This window comes from Enterococcus sp. NBRC 3427 (assembly GCF_007996925.1).
Classification (GTDB): Bacteria; Bacillota; Bacilli; order Lactobacillales; family Enterococcaceae; genus Enterococcus_B; species Enterococcus_B lactis.
In genome coordinates this window covers 1-18,234 of sequence record NZ_BJLL01000023.1, presented here as the reverse complement: position 1 = coordinate 18,234, position 18,234 = coordinate 1, and the positions used below count along the sequence as shown (strand labels likewise).

Below are 18,234 nucleotides of genomic sequence, written 5' to 3'. Positions count from 1 at the left end.
AGCAAAGAGTAAAGAATGATTCTTGCTCGCTTAGTTGTTTTTTGTTTCTAAATTTTTCTGTAATCAATCTTTATTTTTGGTCATTTTGTAAAGAAATGCTTTTTCTGAAAGAGGAACGAGTATAGAGGTAGTTTTTTTTGCTGATATGCAGTATAATACGGGGTTGAGGAGTACTTTATGTGCTCCTTCATTTTTTGCAGATGAGGAGACAACATGTTTTCAAATTACAAACCAACATGGATGGTAGAAGCCATCTATCAGATTACACCTGCCCAATTAAAGAATCTAGGCATCAAAGCAGTATTGACAGATTTAGACAATACGTTGATTGCATGGAATAATCCAGATGGAACAGAAGAGTTGCTTACTTGGATTTTAGAAATGAAAAATGCAGGAATCCCTGTTGTTGTTGTTTCAAACAATAATTCAAAACGTGTCGCGCGAGCGATTGAAAAATTTGATCTTTTGTATGTTGCACGAGCAATGAAACCTTTAGCAAGAGGGATCAACATAGCAAAGAAACAATTGGATTTAGCAGATGATGAGATAGTAATGGTAGGCGATCAGATCATGACTGATATACGTGGAGCCAATCGTGCAGGGATACGTAGCATCCTTGTAAAACCCATTATCGCAACAGATAGTTGGAAGACACAATTTAATCGTTTTTGGGAAAAAAGAATTATGGCCTATCTATTAGCAAAATACCCTGATATGGGCTGGCGAGGTGGAATCGAATGACAGAAGAATTACAATGTATCGGCTGCGGTGCCGTTATACAAACAAGCAAACCCGGTGAATTAGGATACGCGCCGCAAACGGCTTTGGAAAAAGGGTTAGCTTCCGGGGAAGTCTATTGTCAGCGTTGTTTCAGATTACGCCATTATAATGAGATCCAAGATGTCTCATTGACGGATGACGACTTTTTACGCTTACTGAATGAATTAGGGCAAAAAGATGCATTGATTGTCAATGTGGTGGATATTTTTGACTTCAATGGTTCACTGATTCCAGGACTACATCGTTTTGTCGGTGATAATCCAGTACTTTTAGTGGGAAACAAAGTGGATATATTACCGAAATCATTGAAAAAACCTAAATTAACACAATGGATGAAGGAACGTGCTCACGAAGCAGGGATTCGTCCAGTAGATGTATTACTAACTAGTGCTAAGAAATCTCATGAGATGACGGAACTATTAGAAAAAATTGAAGAATACCGCGATGGACGGGATGTCTATATCGTCGGAGTAACAAACGTAGGGAAATCAACGCTTATCAATCAAATCATCAAAAATACAGCGGGAGTACAAGATGTGATCACAACCTCACAGTTTCCCGGAACGACCTTGGATAAAATCGAGATTCCTTTAGATGATGGACATTTTTTGATTGATACACCGGGGATCATCCATCGTCATCAAATGGCGCACTACTTAGGTAAAAAAGATTTGCGGATCATTGCCCCGTTAAAAGAAATCAAACCTAAAGTTTATCAGCTGAATGAAGGGCAAACACTTTTCTTGGGCGGACTTGCAAGATTTGATTTTATCAGCGGCAATCGTGCTTCATTTATTGCTTATGTGTCAAATGATGTAAATATTCATCGAACGAAACTGGAAAAAGCAGACGAATTTTATCAAAAACATGTAGGTGGATTATTACAGCCTCCTCGTCCTGATGAAGTCGAGGCATTTCCGGAGCTTGTTCGTTTTGAATTTTCTGTGAAAGAAAAAACAGACATCGTTTTTGCCGGTCTAGGCTGGATCACTGTAACAGCTCCAGCAGTAATTGCGGGCTGGGCGCCAAAGGGTGTAGATGTATTGAAACGCAAAGCATTGATTTAAGGAAGAAGGAAAATTATGAGTTTAAGAGGAAAACAAAAGCGTTTTTTACGTAGCAAAGCGCATCATCTTCAGCCGATTTTTCAAATCGGTAAAGGTGGAATTAATTCAGCAATGATCGTTCAAATTGAAGAAGCTTTAGAAAAAAGAGAACTGATCAAAGTATCTCTACTTCAAAATACAGATGAGGTTGCAGAAGAAGCAGCTCAAGTATTAGAAAAAGAAATCGACTGTGAAATCGTCCAAATCATTGGACGAGTGATCGTATTATACAAACCTTCTACAAAAGAAAAGTATCAAAGGTTATCAAATGAAGTAAAAGCAATATAAGGAGTGACCATGATGAATACGCAAGCTAAGACATTTGTTCATTCACAACTATTTCCTAAAGAAATGCCTCAATTCTTAGAGAAGAAAAAGCAAGTAGGGATTCTAGGCGGAACGTTCAATCCCGTTCACCTTGCTCATTTAGTGATGGCTGAACAAGCTGGTCGGAATTTAGGTCTTGACCGCGTATTTTTAATGCCTTCTTATCAGCCGCCTCATGTTGATGAGAAAGAGACGATTGATGCAAAACACCGACTCAACATGTTGGAATTAGCGGTGGAAGACAACCCTTTTTTGCAGATTGAAACGATTGAATTAGCTCGTGGTGGGAAAAGCTACACCTATGATACGATGAAGGAATTGACACAAAACAATCCGGATACAGATTATTACTTTATTATTGGCGGGGATATGGTAGAATATTTGCCAAAATGGTATAAAATTGATGAGTTGACTTCGATGGTCAATTTTGTGGGCATACGTCGACCAGGTTACACAACAGATACGCCATATCCTGTGATTTGGGTAGATGTACCTGAAATCGACATCAGTTCCACAAAAATACGTCAAAAGATCAAAGAAGGCTGTTCTATCCGCTATCTTGTTCCAGATAAAGTAATTGATTATATCCAAAATGAAGGGTTGTATGAAGATGGACTATAGTAATGAATATACTGCTTATTCTAGAGAAAACCTGATGCAAAAAATACAGATGAGAATGAGCGAACAACGCTTCAAGCACGTGCTTGGAGTAGAAGAAACAGCTGTTGCTCTTGCCAAAAAATACGGTGCTTCTCCTGAAAAAGCTAGTATCGCTGCATTGACACACGATTATGCGAAAGAGCGACCAGATGAGGAGTTCAAAATGGTGATCGTAAGAGACGGTTTTGATCCAGAATTATTGAATTATAATAATGCTATCTGGCACGGGCTTGTTGGTGCTTCGTTTGTAGAGCGGGAATTAGGAATCACTGATTCAGAGATTCTTCACGCGATTCGAGTGCATACGACTGGCGCTGCTAAAATGAGTCTCCTGGACAAAATCATTTATGTAGCAGACTATATTGAACCAGGTCGGGATTTTCCTGGGGTGCAAGATGCACGGACAATTGCATGGGTTGATCTAGATGAAGCAGTAGCATTTGAAACAAAACATACGCTATCCCATTTACTTGCACAAGAACAACAGATTTATCCAAAAACAATCGAAACATATAATTACTGGGTAGCAAAAAAATAAGCCACTCAATATTAGGAGGAAATCATCATAGATAGTAAAGAACAATTAAAAATTGCGGTTAAAGCAGCAGATTCAAAACGGGCAGAAGACATTATCGCTTTAGACGTTCGAAATGTTTCCTTGTTAGCAGATTATTTCATGATCTGTTCAGCAAATAGTGAACGTCAAATCAACGCAATTACAGAAGAAATCATTGATAAAGAAGAAAACAAATATGAAGTAAAACGTATTGAAGGAAAAGAAGGCGGAAAATGGGTATTGATCGACCTTGGAGATTTGATCGTACATGTTTTCCATGCGCCAGAACGAAGCTTCTATAATTTGGAAAAACTATGGTCAGATGCGCCGTTAGTCGATCTTAATGAATGGTTGGATTAACATGGCTTATGAAACATTTGCTTTCATTTACGATGAAGTGATGGACGAAACGCTTTACCAGCAGTGGTTAGCTTTTTCGAAACGTCATTTGCAAGAAGACACAAAAAATATTTTGGAACTGGCGTGCGGTACTGGAGCATTAGCGGTTGCCTTTGCAAAAGATGGATATGAAGTGACAGGGTTAGACCTTTCAGAAGAGATGTTGATGATCGCAAGCCAGCGAGCATATGAAGAAGACGCATCGATCCAATTTGTAGAAGGCAATATGCTCGATTTATCTGAAATCGGTCAATATCAAGCAATTACTTGTTTTTCTGATTCGTTGTGCTACATGAAAAATAGACAAGAGGTACAGCAAGTTTTTGATGAAGTCTATCAAACGTTAGAAGAAAATGGCCGATTTTTATTTGACGTGCACTCCACCTATCAAGTAGACGAAGTTTTTCCAGAATATAGCTATCATTATCAAGGGGATAATTTTGCTTTTTTATGGGATAGCTATCCAGGAAGTGAGAAATACAGCATCGAACATTTTCTGACTTTTTTCGTTGAGGAACCAGAAGGATCTGGGCGATTTATCCGTGAAGATGAACTACATGAAGAGCGTACCTATCCATTGGAAAGTTATTTAAGAATGCTGGAAAACAGTGGGTTTTCGAAAGTCGAAGCATTTTCTGATTTTACAGACGAAGCAGCATCAGAGAAATCAAAGCGCTGGTTCTTCGTAGCATACAAAGACTAGCAATTTTGCCTGCTCGAGTTAACAAGAAAAGAATAAATCTTCAACATAAATTATATATCCGAACGATATAGGCATTGCTCTTGCGGTGCAGCTTTTCGTCGCAGAAGTATTGTGTTTGCGAGAATAGTTTATATAGTTCGGGTATTTTTTCTGATTTTTGACTTTTCCTTACTTGTCTCTAGTGTTTTTTTATCGATAAACTATGAAGGAGGACGTACATGAAAAGCTGCGGGATTATCGTAGAGTACAATCCATTTCACAATGGACATCGCTATCATGCTGAAATGGCACGAAAAACAACAGGAGCAGAGGTCGTCATTGCTGTAATGAGTGGGAATTTTTTGCAACGAGGCGAACCAGCTATCATCGATAAATGGCATCGTGCGAATGAAGCTTTGCAAAACGGTGTGGATTTAGTAGTAGAGCTTCCTGTCGAATGGGCGGTTCAGTCAGCTGATTATTTCGCTAAAGGTGCAGTGAAAATCTTGCAAGCATTGGACTGTGACAGTTTGTGTTTTGGAACAGAAGAAGAGACCTCGTTTGACTATAGTAGTTTCGGCCGATTTGTTCAACAGAATCAAGACAAGATAGAAGAGTCTTTTCAAGAACTGTCTGATCAAACGTATAGTTATCCGCAAAAAATGACTGCAGTTTTTCGCAGTCTGTATCCCGATATTGCGCTTGATTTTTCTTCACCCAATCATATTTTAGGATTAAGTTATGCAAAAGAAAATGCTAAGTATATCCACCCTATGGAGTTACATCCGATCCAGCGTAAAAGTGCAGGCTATCATGAAAAAACAATCACAGATCAAACAATAGCCAGTGCAACAGCCATTCGTCATGCGTTAGAAGAAGGAAAAAGGATCGCTGGACTTGTGCCATTTCAGACAGAAGAAGATCTTTCCACTTGTTCGTTACAGACTTGGGAATCCTATTGGCCGTATTTGCGTTATCGGTTGTTATCTTCTACTTTGATGGAATTGACAGATATCTATCAGATGACCGAAGGAATAGAAACTCGCATGAAGACAGCAGCAGCAACAGCTAACGGTTTTGCAGATTTTGTGTCAAAAGTAAAAACAAAGAGATATACATGGACGCGGATCCAACGATTATCTTGTTATGTCTTGCTGAATATCAAAAAGCAAGAGATTCCTAGCCAACAAAATAAAAACTATCTTCGACTACTTGGATTTACCGATGCTGGAAGAAGATTCTTAAAAGAAAAAAAAGAGATTTCTATTTATTCCCGAATCGGAAAAAAAGAGGCACAAGAAGCGGAACTGTTAGTTAGAAGTGATCAAATCTATCAATTGGGAGGCAATATTCCAGAACAGAATTTCGGACAAATCCCAATCCAAGTATAGACCTTTGACTGAAAATGAGAAGAATGAAGGAAGAAAGAAAAAAAGCTTCACAGAATCGTGATTCACAAGTATAATGGAACAGGACGTTTTTGCGTTATGAAACTATCAAATCAGAAAGCGAAGTGAAAATATGGGACGTAAATGGGCAAATATCGTAGCAAAGAAAACTGCTAAAGATGCTAATAATAGCCGGATTTATGCAAAATTTGGGATTGAAATCTACGCGGCAGCAAAATCAGGTGATCCTGATCCGCATGCAAACCAAAAACTACGTTTCGTCATTGATCGCGCTAAAACTTATAATGTACCAAAACATATTATTGACCGAGCAATCGAAAAAGCAAAAGGTGCAGGAGATGAAACATACTCTGAATTACGTTATGAAGGATTTGGACCAAGCGGCTCAATGGTGATTGTTGATACATTGACAAACAATGTGAATCGAACAGCAGCAGACGTACGAGCAGCATTTGGGAAAAATGGCGGGAACATGGGTGTTTCTGGAGCGGTTTCTTATATGTTTGATAATACAGCAATCTTTGCATTTGCAGGAGAAGACGCTGATGAGATCCTTGAATATCTAATGGAAAAAGACATCGACGTTCGTGATGTGATGGAAGAAGATGGACAAATCATCGTTTACGGTGAAGTAGCGGATTTCCATAGTATCCAAGAAGCATTAAAAGAAAAAGGAATCACTGATTTTTCAATTGCTGAGATCCAAATGATTCCTCAAACCGAAGTTACATTATCTTTAGAAGACCAAGAAACATTTGAAAAAATGATTGATGCGCTAGAAGATCTAGAAGATGTACAGCATGTGTTCCATAATGTGGCATTAGAAGACTAAGCAATCAGTTTTAACGAAAAGCATTCAGTCTTTTTCAAAAAGCAGGACAATCTCACTAATAGATTGTCTTGTTTTTTTGTGTGATTTATTTTCTATTCTAATTCAACCTGTGGTATGATGAGAGCATAAGTATCATATGAAATGATATGAAGTATGTGGAAGATGGACGGGGAAGAATATGGAAGCAAAAATCACTTTAGAACCTTTTGAACGTATCTTAAGCGGTTACCGCAAAGTAGAAGAGTTAGCAGTGAACGTAACTGATTGTTCAAAATTAGCGCAAAAATACGCAAGATTCGGCGTTGAAGGCTATCGATTAGGAAACTATGTCGGTACAGGGTATCTGAACCGTTATTTAGAGTGTATGGTGGACCGCGCACCAATGCTGATTTATAGACAAAAATATTTGATTCCGCTGCTTTTTCGTCGTTCTGATTCAGCCTTTCGGTTATTTGAAGAAGAGTATCGGATGGAGGCTTTCTTTCTACTATTGGAGTGGAGCTTAAAGCATCATCCTGAAAAAATTCTCATCGAAAGAAATGAGAAGATAGATACGAAAAAAAATAAAGTGGTCGATAGTGCATACCTAGCATTTCGTGTATCAGAGATTTTGGATTGTGGGGGGTATCCAATCAGCAATTTCCAATCAATCGATCAGTTCATTGAATGGAACCGAATTTACCGATTGATCGACAATGGCGGTATTGGACGTCATAGCAAGGTATTTGACCCAGAATATCCAGAAAACATGGAAGAACTGAAAATGATTATTTCGCTTGTCAAATTAAAATATCCTGAAACAGATTTGGATTTATATATAGAATAAATGACCTTAAATGATGAAATTACTTTTTCTGCAATTATTATTGTAACTAAAAAGACAACTGCTAACATTAACGATAGCAGTTGTCTTTTTAGTTACAATACTTTTTTCTCATAAGATGAAATATCCATATTGTTTAACAAAGGACTTTGATTATTGGAGGTAAAAAGTGTCAATTCATGCATCGCACGTGTACACATGGTGTAAAGGATCAATTTGTCTTGCTGAGAAGAAAAATGATCTGCATCTACATCCCACAAGAAAACTCGGTCAAACTCCAGACCTTTTGCTAAAAAGGCCGGAAGTAAAATAATGGAACGCTTCATAAAGTCACTCTCATTTAAAATCAGCTGGACTTGTTGTTTCAACTCATCTGGCAGTTGAGCATAAAGAGCTTCGCATTCTTCTTGGGTTTTAGCAATGATTGCTGTACGCCAATACCGGGCTTTTCCCTGAGTCGTTCGAATGGTATCTGCTAACCAATTCAGTTTGACATCATCAGTTGTCCCTTGGATGAGTAAAGGCAAATCGCCTTTTCTTGCTGTAGTCTCTACTTGATGTTCTTTTGCAATAAAATGATTAGCAAAATCAGTGATTTCTTTTGTGGAGCGATAGCTTGTTGTTAATTGGAAACGGGTAACTTCACGGTCCACGAAAAGTTCTTCCAATGATCCCACGATCGTTTCATTTCCAAAGACATTTTGATTTAAATCTCCACAGAAAGTCAAATTTGCTTTTGGGAACAAGGCTTGCAACAATGCCACTTGTGATGGTGCGAAATCCTGCATTTCATCAATAAAGATATAGCGAGCTTTGTGTGTGACTGTCACCGGATACGTTCGGCGCATCAGTAAAAAGAATAGGACAGCATCCTCTTGGGGCAACTCTCTTTGACGCAAATGTGTACGAATAGTTGCTAAATGTTCTTGCCATCTGTTCTCGCTGATTTTATGTTGTGTCAGAAGAGAAAGTGGCACAGTTTGTAAAAAGTGGAGATATTGTTTCGTTATATTGACAAATTGATAATTCATGATTCCTCGATGAATTCGACGGAATCGTTTACGTACGATTTGATTAGCCAGTTTTTTACGTAAGGAACGCTCCTTTTGTTCTGTATATTCAAGATTAGGATCTGTTGCGTATAGTTCTTGGAGCTGCTCTTCCGCGAGATCTTTGACCCATTGCTGACGTGTTTCATCTTTTTGCAGACCGCCTAATTTTTTCAGTAGTTTCGTTTGTAACAGAGAGAGTCTGTGGTGCAAGGGAAGTTGTTCATTTGTTTCTTTATACCATTGGCGAATCGATTCCTTCGATAGGATCGTACGACCATTTATTTTCATATCACGGAACAAGGGACCGTAGCTTGTGATGCTTTGGATATAGCGATCAATCTGATCCACTAAGGTCAATCCGCTTTTCATCACTTGTATCGGATCTTTTTCGCCTAGCAAAAAACCACTTTCCTGTTGCTGTTCGTCTAATAAAGAAAACTCTGGCAACAGCTGTGAAATATAATTTTTGAATGTTTGTGTAGGCACACCACTTTCACCTAATGAAGGTAATACAGTCGAGATATAATCAGAAAACAAATGGTTTGGTGAAAATAGAAGCACGTTTTCTGCCTCTAGCCATTTGCGATTATGATACAACAGAAAAGCAATACGTTGAAGCAGAGCAGACGTTTTTCCGCTTCCGGCGATTCCTTCAATCAGCATCACTTTACTTGTTGTGTCCCGAATGATTGCATTTTGTGCTTTTTGTATCGTAGAGACGATATTTTTCATATGGTTGCTTGATGCTTCATCCAATATCTCTAGCAAAAAGTCATCGTTGATTACTTCCGACGTATCTACCATAGATAAAATACGTCCTTCTTGGATTTTAAATTGTCTTTTCAACTGCAGATCGACATCTATTCTATCTGTTTCAGTTTCATAAAATGCGGGACCAATCTCACCTTCATAATAAAGGTTGGCAATTGGTGCGCGCCAGTCAATAACGATTGTTTCTTCTGCTAGATCTCTTAAAGAAGCGATACCTAGATACAATGTTTCTGTTTCACGGTCTTCTTTAAAATCGATACGGGCAAAGTAAGGACTGTCTTTCATAACAGACAACGTTTGTAGGCGTTTTTGCTGCGCCTCAAGAGTATGATATTTTAAAAGCAATTCTTGCTCATGTTGGCGATATTCAACAGCAGATTCATAAAAAGCTTCATTGGAACCAGCTCGAATCTTGTGATTAGCTGTGTCTTTTGTCGAATGATTCATTTCCTGAGTCAATTCTCGTTGTTTTGTATCCAGCATATTTTGTTCGATCTGGATTAGTTCGATCGTTTCATCCACGTGCGTTTGTTCTAGTTGTTTCTCATTCATCACATGTTTGCTCCTTCCGCCGTAAATAACGAATTAAAAGTATAGCACAGTTTTTCGAAAAAAGGTACTTTTTAACGGATGAATCGAAAAAAGTTCTCTTTGCTCGATTGATTCGTTTGTAGGACTGGCGACTATTGGAAACGCTGATAGTGATAGTTGTTTTCAATTAAGGCCTATTGTTTTAAAAAGTGTTAAGCAAGGACTATGCTTAAGAGAAAGAGAGGTAATTGAAGATGGATGACTAACCTCTAAGTCACAAAAAAGAGGAGAAGAAACTATGACACATTTTAAAAAATTTTTACTTACTTTATTTATTGGCGGAGTAGCTTTGTTAAGTGAATTTGTTTTCCATCAGCCGGGACTTGCTTTTATGATTGTTGCATTTACTGGAGGGATTCTCGCCTTCTTGATGTTTTTGGAAATGATCAAAAGATTGCGTTCAGGAAGATATGGTGTAGATATATTAGCGATTACCGCAATCCTTGCAACATTAGCCGTCAAAGAATATTGGGCTAGTTTGATGATATTGATCATGCTTACGGGTGGAGATAGTCTAGAAGATTACGCGAATAAACGAGCAGGTAAAGAATTGCAATCTTTATTAGACAACACCCCAAGAATCGCCCATCGATTCAAAGAGGGAAGATGGCAGGATATAGTAATTGATGAAATAAATGTGGATGATCAGCTGCTAGTCAAGCCTGGCGAGCTTGTACCTGCTGATGGTCGAGTGATCAAAGGAGAATCATCAGTCGATGAATCTTCTTTGACAGGAGAGTCTCGTCCAGAAACAAAGAAACCTGGAGATCAGATCATGTCTGGGTCTTTAAATGGAGACGGATCAATCCAAATGATTGCTGAAAAACGTGCCGCAGATAGCCAATATCAAATGATCATTAAATTAGTCGAAGAATCAAAAGAAAAACCTGCCCGATTCGTCCGTTTAGCTGATCGTTATGCGGTTCCCTTTACATTGATCGCATATTTGATTGGCGGTATTTCTTGGTGGTTCTCAAAAGATCCTTTGCGTTTTGCAGAAGTATTGGTCGTAGCATCGCCTTGTCCATTGATTTTAGCTGCGCCAATCGCTTTAGTTGCCGGGATGAGCCGTTCAAGTAAAAACGGGATTGTTGTTAAAACTGGAACAACGATTGAAAAGCTCGCACGTACAAAAACGATTGCTTTTGATAAAACAGGAACGCTTACCAAAGGAATATTAGAAGTAGAGGCAATTCAACCAGTCAATGGAATGAAAAAAGAAGAGCTACTTATGTATGCAGCAAGTGCAGAACAGGAATCTAGCCATATCTTAGCTCGTTCGTTAGTGAACAACGTGAAAAACAGCCAACTGTATCCTGTTAGTCAACTGAAAGAAGTGTCAGGTCAAGGAATCCAAGCAATAGTCAATAATCATGACGTAAAGATTGGGCGTGCTTCTTTTGTTTCAGTGGAAGAAATCGAAACTTCTGATACAGCAATCTATGTAGCCATTGATCAATCCTTTGCAGGAACCATCCTATTTTCGGATCAGATTCGCTCAGAAGCAGCAAAGACAATCAAAGAGCTAAGAAATCTTGGTGTGAAAAATTTGATGATGATTACCGGAGATGGATCAGCCATTGCTCAAGCGATTGCAGAGGAAGTCAAATTAGATTCTGTACATGCTCATTGCTTGCCTCAAGACAAATTGACTATTTTAGAACGTATCCCTAAAGATCAACGACCTGTGGCGATGATAGGAGACGGTGTGAATGACGCACCAGCACTTGCTGCTGCAGATATCGGCATTGCAATGGGCGCTCATGGTTCTACAGCTGCTAGTGAAAGTGCAGATGCGGTCATCTTGAAAGATGATCTTTTGCGTGTAGCAAAAGCAGTAGTGATCTCAAAAGATACGATGAGAATAGCGAAACAATCTGTACTGATTGGCATCTTTATTTGTATTTTTTTGATGTTAATAGCAAGTACGGGTCTGATTCCTGCGTTATTCGGAGCTGTTTTGCAAGAAGTCGTGGACACGGTCTCTATCCTGAGTGCGTTGAGAGCAAAAAAAGACCCAGTCATTTTTCTGGATTCAGTACCCAAGACAAAAATAGTATGATAGAATCGAGTTGAAAAAAGAACGATCAGAAAGAGGAGAGAACATTATGCCATTCGTACATGTCGAATTAGTAGAAGGTCGCAGTCCGGAACAATTAGAAAATATGATGAAAGATATCACGGAAGCTGTTCATAAAAACACGCAAGCACCAAAAGAACACATCCATGTCATCATCAACGAGATGAAAAAAGGAACATACGGTGTAAATGGGGAATGGAAAAAATAAGTTTGGTTTCACACTTGATTTTTCTATTTATTAGTGGTTAAATAAACACATAATTGATTGATGAGAAAGCCAACTGAATTTGAGAGTCTTCGATAAGAGAGGAAAAGCTAGGCTGAAACTTTTCCAGGAGAAAACCAAAGGATGACCACTTTCGAAACCCTTGTTGAAGCAAGGGCGGTCGGACCGTTACAACGTTTGAGGAACGCATGTGCGTTTGAACATTAGGTGGAACCACGAACTTTTCGTCCTAGTATCTCTTTTCAAGAGATGCTAGGATTTTTTGTTTTTCAGCTTGATGATCTGATCAATCAAAACATTTCAAGGAGGAAACTATTATGATAAAAATTACTTTTCCAGATGGTGCAGTCAAAGAATTTGAGGCTGGTACAACAACATTGGCAATCGCTGAAAGTATTTCAAAAAGCTTAGCAAAAAAAGCTTTAGCTGGTAAAGTGAACGGCAAACTTGTTGATTTGACTCGTCCAATCGAGGAAGATGCAAGTATTGAGATCATCACACCAGACCATGAAGATGCACTTGGATTAGTCCGTCATTCAGCAGCTCATTTGATGGCTCAAGCAATGCGCCGCCTCTATCCAAATATCCACTTTGGTGTTGGACCAGCTATTGATTCAGGATTTTACTATGATACAGACAATGGACAAAATCAAGTAACTGCAGAAGATCTTCCCGCAATCGAAGCAGAGATGATGAAAATCGTCAAAGAAAATCTGCCAATCGAACGCCGTGTTCTTTCAAAACAAGAAGCATTAGAAATTTTTGCAAGTGACCCCTACAAAGTAGAACTGATTAGTGAATTGCCAGAAGAAGAAGTGATTACTGCCTATCAACAAGGTGAATTCATCGATTTGTGCCGTGGACCACATGTTCCGTCTACTGGTCGTATACAAGTATTCAAATTATTATCAGTGGCAGGTGCTTACTGGCGTGGAAACTCAAACAACCAAATGATGCAACGAGTTTACGGAACAGCCTTTTTTGATAAAAAAGCTTTGAAAGAATATATCCGTCTGCGTGAAGAAGCAAAAGAAAGAGACCATCGTAAACTAGGAAAAGAACTTGACTTGTTTATGGTTTCTCCAGAAGTTGGTTCTGGTTTGCCATTCTGGCTTCCAAAAGGGGCAACAATCCGACGCACGATCGAACGTTATATCGTAGACAAAGAAGTTAGTTTAGGTTACCAACATGTGTATACACCGATCATGGGAGATGTTGAGTTGTACAAAACATCTGGACACTGGGATCATTATCAAGAAGACATGTTCCCGCCAATGGATATGGGAGATGGCGAAATGCTTGTTCTTCGTCCAATGAACTGCCCTCATCACATGATGGTCTACAAAAACGCCATCCATTCTTACCGTGAATTACCAATTCGTATCGCTGAATTAGGAATGATGCACCGCTATGAAAAATCAGGTGCTTTGTCAGGTTTACAACGTGTACGAGAAATGACGTTGAACGATGGTCATACATTTGTTCGTCCTGACCAAATCAAAGATGAATTTAAACGTACGCTTGAATTGATGGTCGCGGTATATGCTGACTTCAATATTACAGATTATCGTTTCCGCTTAAGCTACCGCGATCCAAACAATACAGATAAATATTTTGATGATGATGCAATGTGGGAAAAAGCCCAAGCAATGCTGAAAGCTGCTATGGATGAATTAGAGCTAGATTACTTTGAAGCAGAAGGTGAAGCAGCCTTTTACGGACCAAAATTAGATGTCCAAGTCAAAACAGCTCTTGGGACAGAAGAAACATTGTCAACTATACAATTAGACTTCTTATTGCCGGAACGCTTTGATTTGACATATGTTGGAGAAGATGGGGAAAATACACATCGTCCAGTGGTTATCCACCGCGGAATCGTTTCTACGATGGAACGTTTTGTCGCCTATTTGACAGAAGTATACAAAGGTGCTTTTCCAACATGGCTAGCACCAATACAAGCGACAATCATCCCTGTTTCTGTTGATGCACATGGCGATTATGCTTATGAAATCAAAGAACGCTTGCAAATGAAAGGTTTACGTGTAGAAGTCGATGACCGCAATGAAAAAATGGGCTATAAGATTCGTGCCTCTCAAACACAAAAAATTCCTTACCAATTAGTTGTCGGTGACAAAGAATTGGAAGATGCAACAGTGAATGTACGTCGTTACGGAAGTAAAGAAACAGCTGTAGAAGATTTGAATATCTTTATTGATGCTATGGAAGCAGAAGTCAAAAATTACAGTAGAGAAAACAAATAGATAAGCTGCCTATAAAAAAGCACTAAATAAAAAACAATCCAAACAATAGAGAACAGATATTCCACAATCCCACAGATGGACAATAGAATTTGTGGGATTGATGGAGTAAGATATCCTATTGTGCGGATTGTTTTTTTGTTTTTTTATCCAGTACACGACCGTTAACAAGGGACTGATATGGTATACTTACATAGACGATTATTAAAAGGATGGAGGAACTTATGAGCGTAATTAGTCGTATTGAAAGTATGATGGAAGATTATTCTTCAGCAGAAAAAAAGTTGGCCAACTACATTATTGGAAATATTGAGAAGGTTCCCACAATGACAGCTAATGAATTAGCGGAAGCTTCAGGTTTGAGTGCGCCGACAGTTGTACGTTTTTCAAAAAAAATCGGGTTTCAAAGTTTGACGGACTTCAAAATCACGATTTCAACAGAACTACAGACTGGAATCGATGAAGGATTTAGCGATATCGAAGCAAATGAGTCCTTTTACTCTATCAAAAACAAACTTGGAAATAATGCGCAAGTAGCGATAAAAGAAACAGTAGATATTCTGGAAGAAGAAACGATCCAAAAAGTCGTAGAATGTTTGGAATCGGCTGAGTCTGTTTTTTTATATGGTGTTGGTGCCTCTTCTTTAGTGGTAGAAGACATTCTGCAAAAATGGTCTCGTGTCGGTAAGCCAATCATTTTTGAAAAAGATATCCATGTCTTGCTCCCACAACTTGTCAGCAATGAGAAGAAGAAAGTACTTTGGCTTGTTTCGAACTCAGGGAGAAGCGCAGATGTAGTTGCATTAGCTGAGCTAGCAAAAAATATGAATATCGAAATCATTGCGTTGACGCAATTTGGCAATAACCCACTTAGCAAGATAGCCGATGTACTCGTACAAACATCAAGACCAAAAGAAATCACCAATCGAAGTGCGGCAACTAATTCACTTTTGGCCCAATTCGCTACGATCGATATCATTTTTTATTTCTATATGGCTAAAAACGAATCACTTAGTGAAAAAGTGAAAAAAACAAGAGAAGCAATCCAAGACTATTTTATGGCTTCAAAATAAAAAACTAAACTTACCTTACTGTTTTTGATATAAGTTTTTTTAGAATAACAACTTATAGTTTTCCACAAAGAAATGTTCTATTGAAGTGTTTCACGACTTTAGAAAGCATAATTTTCAAAAATAAGTTTAGTTTTTAATGAAAAAAATAGTTGGATATGCAACTTCAGATGATTGCTGTGAAACAAAAAGTTGATTTTATCTTGAAATTAGGTAAAGAATTTCTTGCTCCGCTCATTTTTTCTTTTTTATTAAGAAGTTTTTGGGTACAATGAAGCATGAATGTAAATAGGCGGAAGGATAGGAAATGATGAAAGATTTTATGAAAAAAATAGTAAATACTTCTTGGATAGAAAAAATAAGAAAAGGGGCACAAGAGCCTAAAAACAAAACGTTTCGTCGGTCGCATGTTCCTTTTCGCTTAAATTTTCTTTTTTTCATTATATTTACGTTATTTGTTGCGTTGATTGCTAGATTGGGCTATTTGCAGATCGTGAATGGTGAAGAGATGGAAGCGCGAGTGAAATCTACTTCTACGATTACAGTCCAAGAAAGTACCCCTCGCGGAATGATCTACGATTCCACAGGAAAAGCGTTAGTCACAAATAAAGCGAATCAGGCAATCACCTATACGAGAGGCACACAAGTGACGGCTAAAGACCTACTTGAAATCGCAACGAAGCTGAACTCGCTGATTGATGTGCCGGCAGATGAAAATCTGACAGATAGAGATAAAAAAGATTTTTGGCTGGCTGATCCGGAACATTTGAAGGAAGCCACAAAAAGACTTTCGGCAAAAGAAAAGCAATTAGGAAACAGCGAACAATACAGTGCGATGGTCAATAAAGTAACAGATGATGAGATCAACTTAAACGAGGAGCAATTAAAGATCGCTACCATCTTTAAACGGATGAACAGTGCATATGAATTAAACACGGTCTATATCAAGAACTCTGGTGTTACTGACCAAGAATTAGCTGTTGTGGCGGAACGCGCTTCTGAGCTTCCAGGAGTTTCGACAGGCACAGACTGGACACGCGAATATAACGCAGCAAGTTCACTAAAAAGTATTCTTGGCAGTGTGACGACTGAAAAACAAGGTCTTCCGGCAGATGAAGCAGAGAAGTATTTAGCAAAAGGGTATTCTCGGAATGACCGTGTGGGACAAAGTTATTTGGAAAAACAATATGAAGATGTCTTGCAAGGAACCAAAACCCAATATGAAGTCTCCCTTGACAATGAAGGAAATGTTTCGAATCAAAAAGAAATCTTCTCTGGGGAAAAAGGTTCTAATTTAATGTTATCGATGAATGCAGAATTCCAATCAAAAGTAGAAGAAATCCTAAAAAGAAATTATCAAACATTGATCAACAACGGTAAAGCACAGTACTCGCCTGGTGCTTATGCAGTAGCCATGAATCCTCAGACAGGAGAAGTGTTAGCCATGACTGGTTTCAGTCATGAGCAAGGTTCCAAGGAAATCACCGAGAATGCTTTGGGCACGATCACTAGCGCCTTTGCTCCAGGGTCTGTAGTCAAGGCTGGTACTTTGACAGCAGGTTGGGCAAGTAACGCGATCAGCGGGAATCAAGTGTTGATTGATGAACCGATTCGTCTACAAGGTGCTTCAGAAAAAAGCTCTGTCTTTAACCGAAACGGACAAGTTGCTCTTGATGCAGTCAAAGCATTGGAATTGTCTTCCAATACGTATATGATCAAAGTGGCATTAAAGATGCTAGGGCTAGACTATACTCCTGGAATGGGACTACCTAGTTTAGATGAAGAAGCTAAAGCTTATCAACAATTGAGAGACTCTTTCAAAGAGTTTGGTCTTGGTACAACGACTGGGATCGATTTGCCGAATGAATCTCCTGGGATTTCACGCTCTGTTGAGTATATGAAGAAGTTCAATGCGGATAATGGCAAAGAATGGTATACTCCAGGTAACTTTACCGATTTGGCATTTGGACAGTTTGACACATATACACCGATCCAATTAGCTCAATATGCTTCAACAGTCGCTAATGGCGGGAAACGAGTACAGCCTCACCTAGTCAAAGCAATCTATGGCAATGACGAAAATGGGAATTTGGGTGAAGTGAAAAAAGAAATGGGCACGACAGTAGAAAATAAGGTCAATATATCTGCAGAAAATATGGCAATCCTCCGTGAAGGATTCCACCAGGTTGTTCATGGTACCGACCCTTACACAACAGCCAAACCATTAGCCAGTGCGAAAATGGACCTTTCTGCAAAAACAGGGACTGCAGAAACGGTTGCGGAAGGTCACCCAGATATTACGACAGTCAATAGTAATATCGTGGCATACGGCCCAACAGACAATCCGGAAATCGCGATCAGTGTTGTCTTGCCGAACTTATTAGATGAACAAGACCACATGAACTTGACGATTGCTAAAGAAATAATGGACGCGTATTATGATATGTTCATGGCAAAATAAAAAAGAGGTCGTGAAAAAGCCGCTTAGTTTCGAGTATGAAGAAAAATTTTGTGAAAATGACTTCTTACATTTTTGCTTAAATTTGACTTCATACCGAGAAACTGGCTTGTGAACACCGTTTAAGGAAGAGGTTGTGAAATCAGCGCCCTGA

General features: G+C 38.8%; 16 protein-coding genes. 15 read left to right on the top strand and 1 reads right to left on the bottom strand.

Annotated features, from left to right (window positions below; all coding sequences use genetic code 11):
• Nucleotides 1-213: 213 nt before the first annotated feature.
• From ESP02_RS06885 to ESP02_RS06840, 10 genes are all read left to right on the top strand, one after another.
• A complete protein-coding gene (locus tag ESP02_RS06885; RefSeq protein ID WP_002310373.1) occupies nucleotides 214-741 on the top strand; it encodes a YqeG family HAD IIIA-type phosphatase in 528 nt (175 codons plus the stop codon).
• A complete protein-coding gene (gene yqeH / locus ESP02_RS06880) occupies nucleotides 738-1,847 on the top strand; it encodes a ribosome biogenesis GTPase YqeH (protein WP_038398809.1) in 1,110 nt (369 codons plus the stop codon). Before ESP02_RS06885 ends, yqeH begins: the two co-directional genes overlap by 4 nt.
• Before the next feature lie 15 nt (nucleotides 1,848-1,862).
• Nucleotides 1,863-2,174 carry a ribosome assembly RNA-binding protein YhbY gene (gene yhbY / locus ESP02_RS06875; RefSeq protein ID WP_002315279.1) on the top strand — a complete coding sequence of 104 codons (312 nt, stop codon included), beginning with the start codon at nucleotides 1,863-1,865 and terminating at the stop codon, nucleotides 2,172-2,174.
• Nucleotides 2,175-2,183: 9 nt separating this feature from the next.
• Complete coding sequence (locus tag ESP02_RS06870) at nucleotides 2,184-2,834, top strand: nicotinate-nucleotide adenylyltransferase (protein ID WP_002316969.1); 651 nt, start codon at nucleotides 2,184-2,186, stop codon at nucleotides 2,832-2,834.
• Nucleotides 2,818-3,411 (top strand): bis(5'-nucleosyl)-tetraphosphatase (symmetrical) YqeK, encoded by a 594-nt coding sequence (gene yqeK, locus ESP02_RS06865; RefSeq protein ID WP_002314176.1) that lies wholly within the window; start codon nucleotides 2,818-2,820, stop codon nucleotides 3,409-3,411. Before ESP02_RS06870 ends, yqeK begins: the two co-directional genes overlap by 17 nt.
• A 21-nt stretch (nucleotides 3,412-3,432) precedes the next feature.
• The gene (gene rsfS / locus ESP02_RS06860) at nucleotides 3,433-3,789 is read left to right on the top strand and encodes a ribosome silencing factor (protein ID WP_080283910.1); all 357 of its coding nucleotides are present in this window, start codon (nucleotides 3,433-3,435) and stop codon (nucleotides 3,787-3,789) included.
• A 1-nt stretch (nucleotide 3,790) separates the two neighbouring features.
• Nucleotides 3,791-4,531 carry a class I SAM-dependent methyltransferase gene (locus tag ESP02_RS06855; protein ID WP_010733436.1) on the top strand — a complete coding sequence of 247 codons (741 nt, stop codon included), beginning with the start codon at nucleotides 3,791-3,793 and terminating at the stop codon, nucleotides 4,529-4,531.
• Between the two features lie 218 nt (nucleotides 4,532-4,749).
• The gene (locus ESP02_RS06850; protein WP_002373482.1) at nucleotides 4,750-5,901 is read left to right on the top strand and encodes a nucleotidyltransferase; all 1,152 of its coding nucleotides are present in this window, start codon (nucleotides 4,750-4,752) and stop codon (nucleotides 5,899-5,901) included.
• A gap of 130 nt (nucleotides 5,902-6,031) precedes the next feature.
• Entirely contained in the window at nucleotides 6,032-6,751 is a 720-nt protein-coding gene (locus ESP02_RS06845; RefSeq protein WP_002373480.1) for a YebC/PmpR family DNA-binding transcriptional regulator, read from the top strand.
• A gap of 178 nt (nucleotides 6,752-6,929) precedes the next feature.
• Nucleotides 6,930-7,577: a hypothetical protein gene (locus tag ESP02_RS06840; RefSeq protein ID WP_002290861.1), complete on the top strand. Its 648-nt coding sequence runs from the start codon at nucleotides 6,930-6,932 to the stop codon at nucleotides 7,575-7,577.
• A 92-nt stretch (nucleotides 7,578-7,669) separates the two neighbouring features.
• Here ESP02_RS06840 and helD read toward each other — a convergent pair whose 3' ends face one another.
• Nucleotides 7,670-9,949 (bottom strand): RNA polymerase recycling motor HelD, encoded by a 2,280-nt coding sequence (gene helD / locus ESP02_RS06835; protein ID WP_002373478.1) that lies wholly within the window; start codon nucleotides 9,947-9,949, stop codon nucleotides 7,670-7,672.
• 277 nt (nucleotides 9,950-10,226) lie between these two features.
• Between helD and ESP02_RS06830 the strand changes: the two genes are divergently transcribed.
• From ESP02_RS06830 to ESP02_RS06810, 5 genes are all read left to right on the top strand, one after another.
• A complete protein-coding gene (locus ESP02_RS06830; RefSeq protein ID WP_002373475.1) occupies nucleotides 10,227-12,050 on the top strand; it encodes a heavy metal translocating P-type ATPase in 1,824 nt (607 codons plus the stop codon).
• Nucleotides 12,051-12,096: 46 nt separating this feature from the next.
• Complete coding sequence (locus ESP02_RS06825) at nucleotides 12,097-12,276, top strand: 2-hydroxymuconate tautomerase (protein ID WP_002287649.1); 180 nt, start codon at nucleotides 12,097-12,099, stop codon at nucleotides 12,274-12,276.
• 335 nt (nucleotides 12,277-12,611) lie between these two features.
• The gene (gene thrS, locus ESP02_RS06820) at nucleotides 12,612-14,555 is read left to right on the top strand and encodes a threonine--tRNA ligase (RefSeq protein ID WP_002373474.1); all 1,944 of its coding nucleotides are present in this window, start codon (nucleotides 12,612-12,614) and stop codon (nucleotides 14,553-14,555) included.
• Nucleotides 14,556-14,776: 221 nt separating this feature from the next.
• Entirely contained in the window at nucleotides 14,777-15,625 is an 849-nt protein-coding gene (locus tag ESP02_RS06815; RefSeq protein ID WP_025478418.1) for a MurR/RpiR family transcriptional regulator, read from the top strand.
• 304 nt (nucleotides 15,626-15,929) lie between these two features.
• Complete coding sequence (locus ESP02_RS06810) at nucleotides 15,930-18,083, top strand: penicillin-binding protein 2 (protein WP_002373470.1); 2,154 nt, start codon at nucleotides 15,930-15,932, stop codon at nucleotides 18,081-18,083.
• The last annotated feature ends 151 nt before the right edge of the window (nucleotides 18,084-18,234 follow it).

What these genes read in the sequence shown, in the direction of transcription:
- ESP02_RS06855 (WP_010733436.1), top strand. Translation starts at nt 3,791, where the DNA reads ATGGCTTATGAAACATTTGCTTTCATTTACGATGAAGTGATGGACGAA.
- ESP02_RS06825 (WP_002287649.1), top strand. Translation starts at nt 12,097, where the DNA reads ATGCCATTCGTACATGTCGAATTAGTAGAAGGTCGCAGTCCGGAACAA.
- thrS (WP_002373474.1), top strand. Translation starts at nt 12,612, where the DNA reads ATGATAAAAATTACTTTTCCAGATGGTGCAGTCAAAGAATTTGAGGCT.
- ESP02_RS06815 (WP_025478418.1), top strand. Translation starts at nt 14,777, where the DNA reads ATGAGCGTAATTAGTCGTATTGAAAGTATGATGGAAGATTATTCTTCA.
- ESP02_RS06830 (WP_002373475.1), top strand. Translation starts at nt 10,227, where the DNA reads ATGACACATTTTAAAAAATTTTTACTTACTTTATTTATTGGCGGAGTA.
- ESP02_RS06845 (WP_002373480.1), top strand. Translation starts at nt 6,032, where the DNA reads ATGGGACGTAAATGGGCAAATATCGTAGCAAAGAAAACTGCTAAAGAT.
- helD (WP_002373478.1), bottom strand. Translation starts at nt 9,949, where the DNA reads ATGAATGAGAAACAACTAGAACAAACGCACGTGGATGAAACGATCGAA.
- yqeK (WP_002314176.1), top strand. Translation starts at nt 2,818, where the DNA reads ATGAAGATGGACTATAGTAATGAATATACTGCTTATTCTAGAGAAAAC.
- yhbY (WP_002315279.1), top strand. Translation starts at nt 1,863, where the DNA reads ATGAGTTTAAGAGGAAAACAAAAGCGTTTTTTACGTAGCAAAGCGCAT.
- ESP02_RS06840 (WP_002290861.1), top strand. Translation starts at nt 6,930, where the DNA reads ATGGAAGCAAAAATCACTTTAGAACCTTTTGAACGTATCTTAAGCGGT.
- yqeH (WP_038398809.1), top strand. Translation starts at nt 738, where the DNA reads ATGACAGAAGAATTACAATGTATCGGCTGCGGTGCCGTTATACAAACA.
- ESP02_RS06870 (WP_002316969.1), top strand. Translation starts at nt 2,184, where the DNA reads ATGATGAATACGCAAGCTAAGACATTTGTTCATTCACAACTATTTCCT.
- ESP02_RS06885 (WP_002310373.1), top strand. Translation starts at nt 214, where the DNA reads ATGTTTTCAAATTACAAACCAACATGGATGGTAGAAGCCATCTATCAG.
- ESP02_RS06810 (WP_002373470.1), top strand. Translation starts at nt 15,930, where the DNA reads ATGATGAAAGATTTTATGAAAAAAATAGTAAATACTTCTTGGATAGAA.
- ESP02_RS06850 (WP_002373482.1), top strand. Translation starts at nt 4,750, where the DNA reads ATGAAAAGCTGCGGGATTATCGTAGAGTACAATCCATTTCACAATGGA.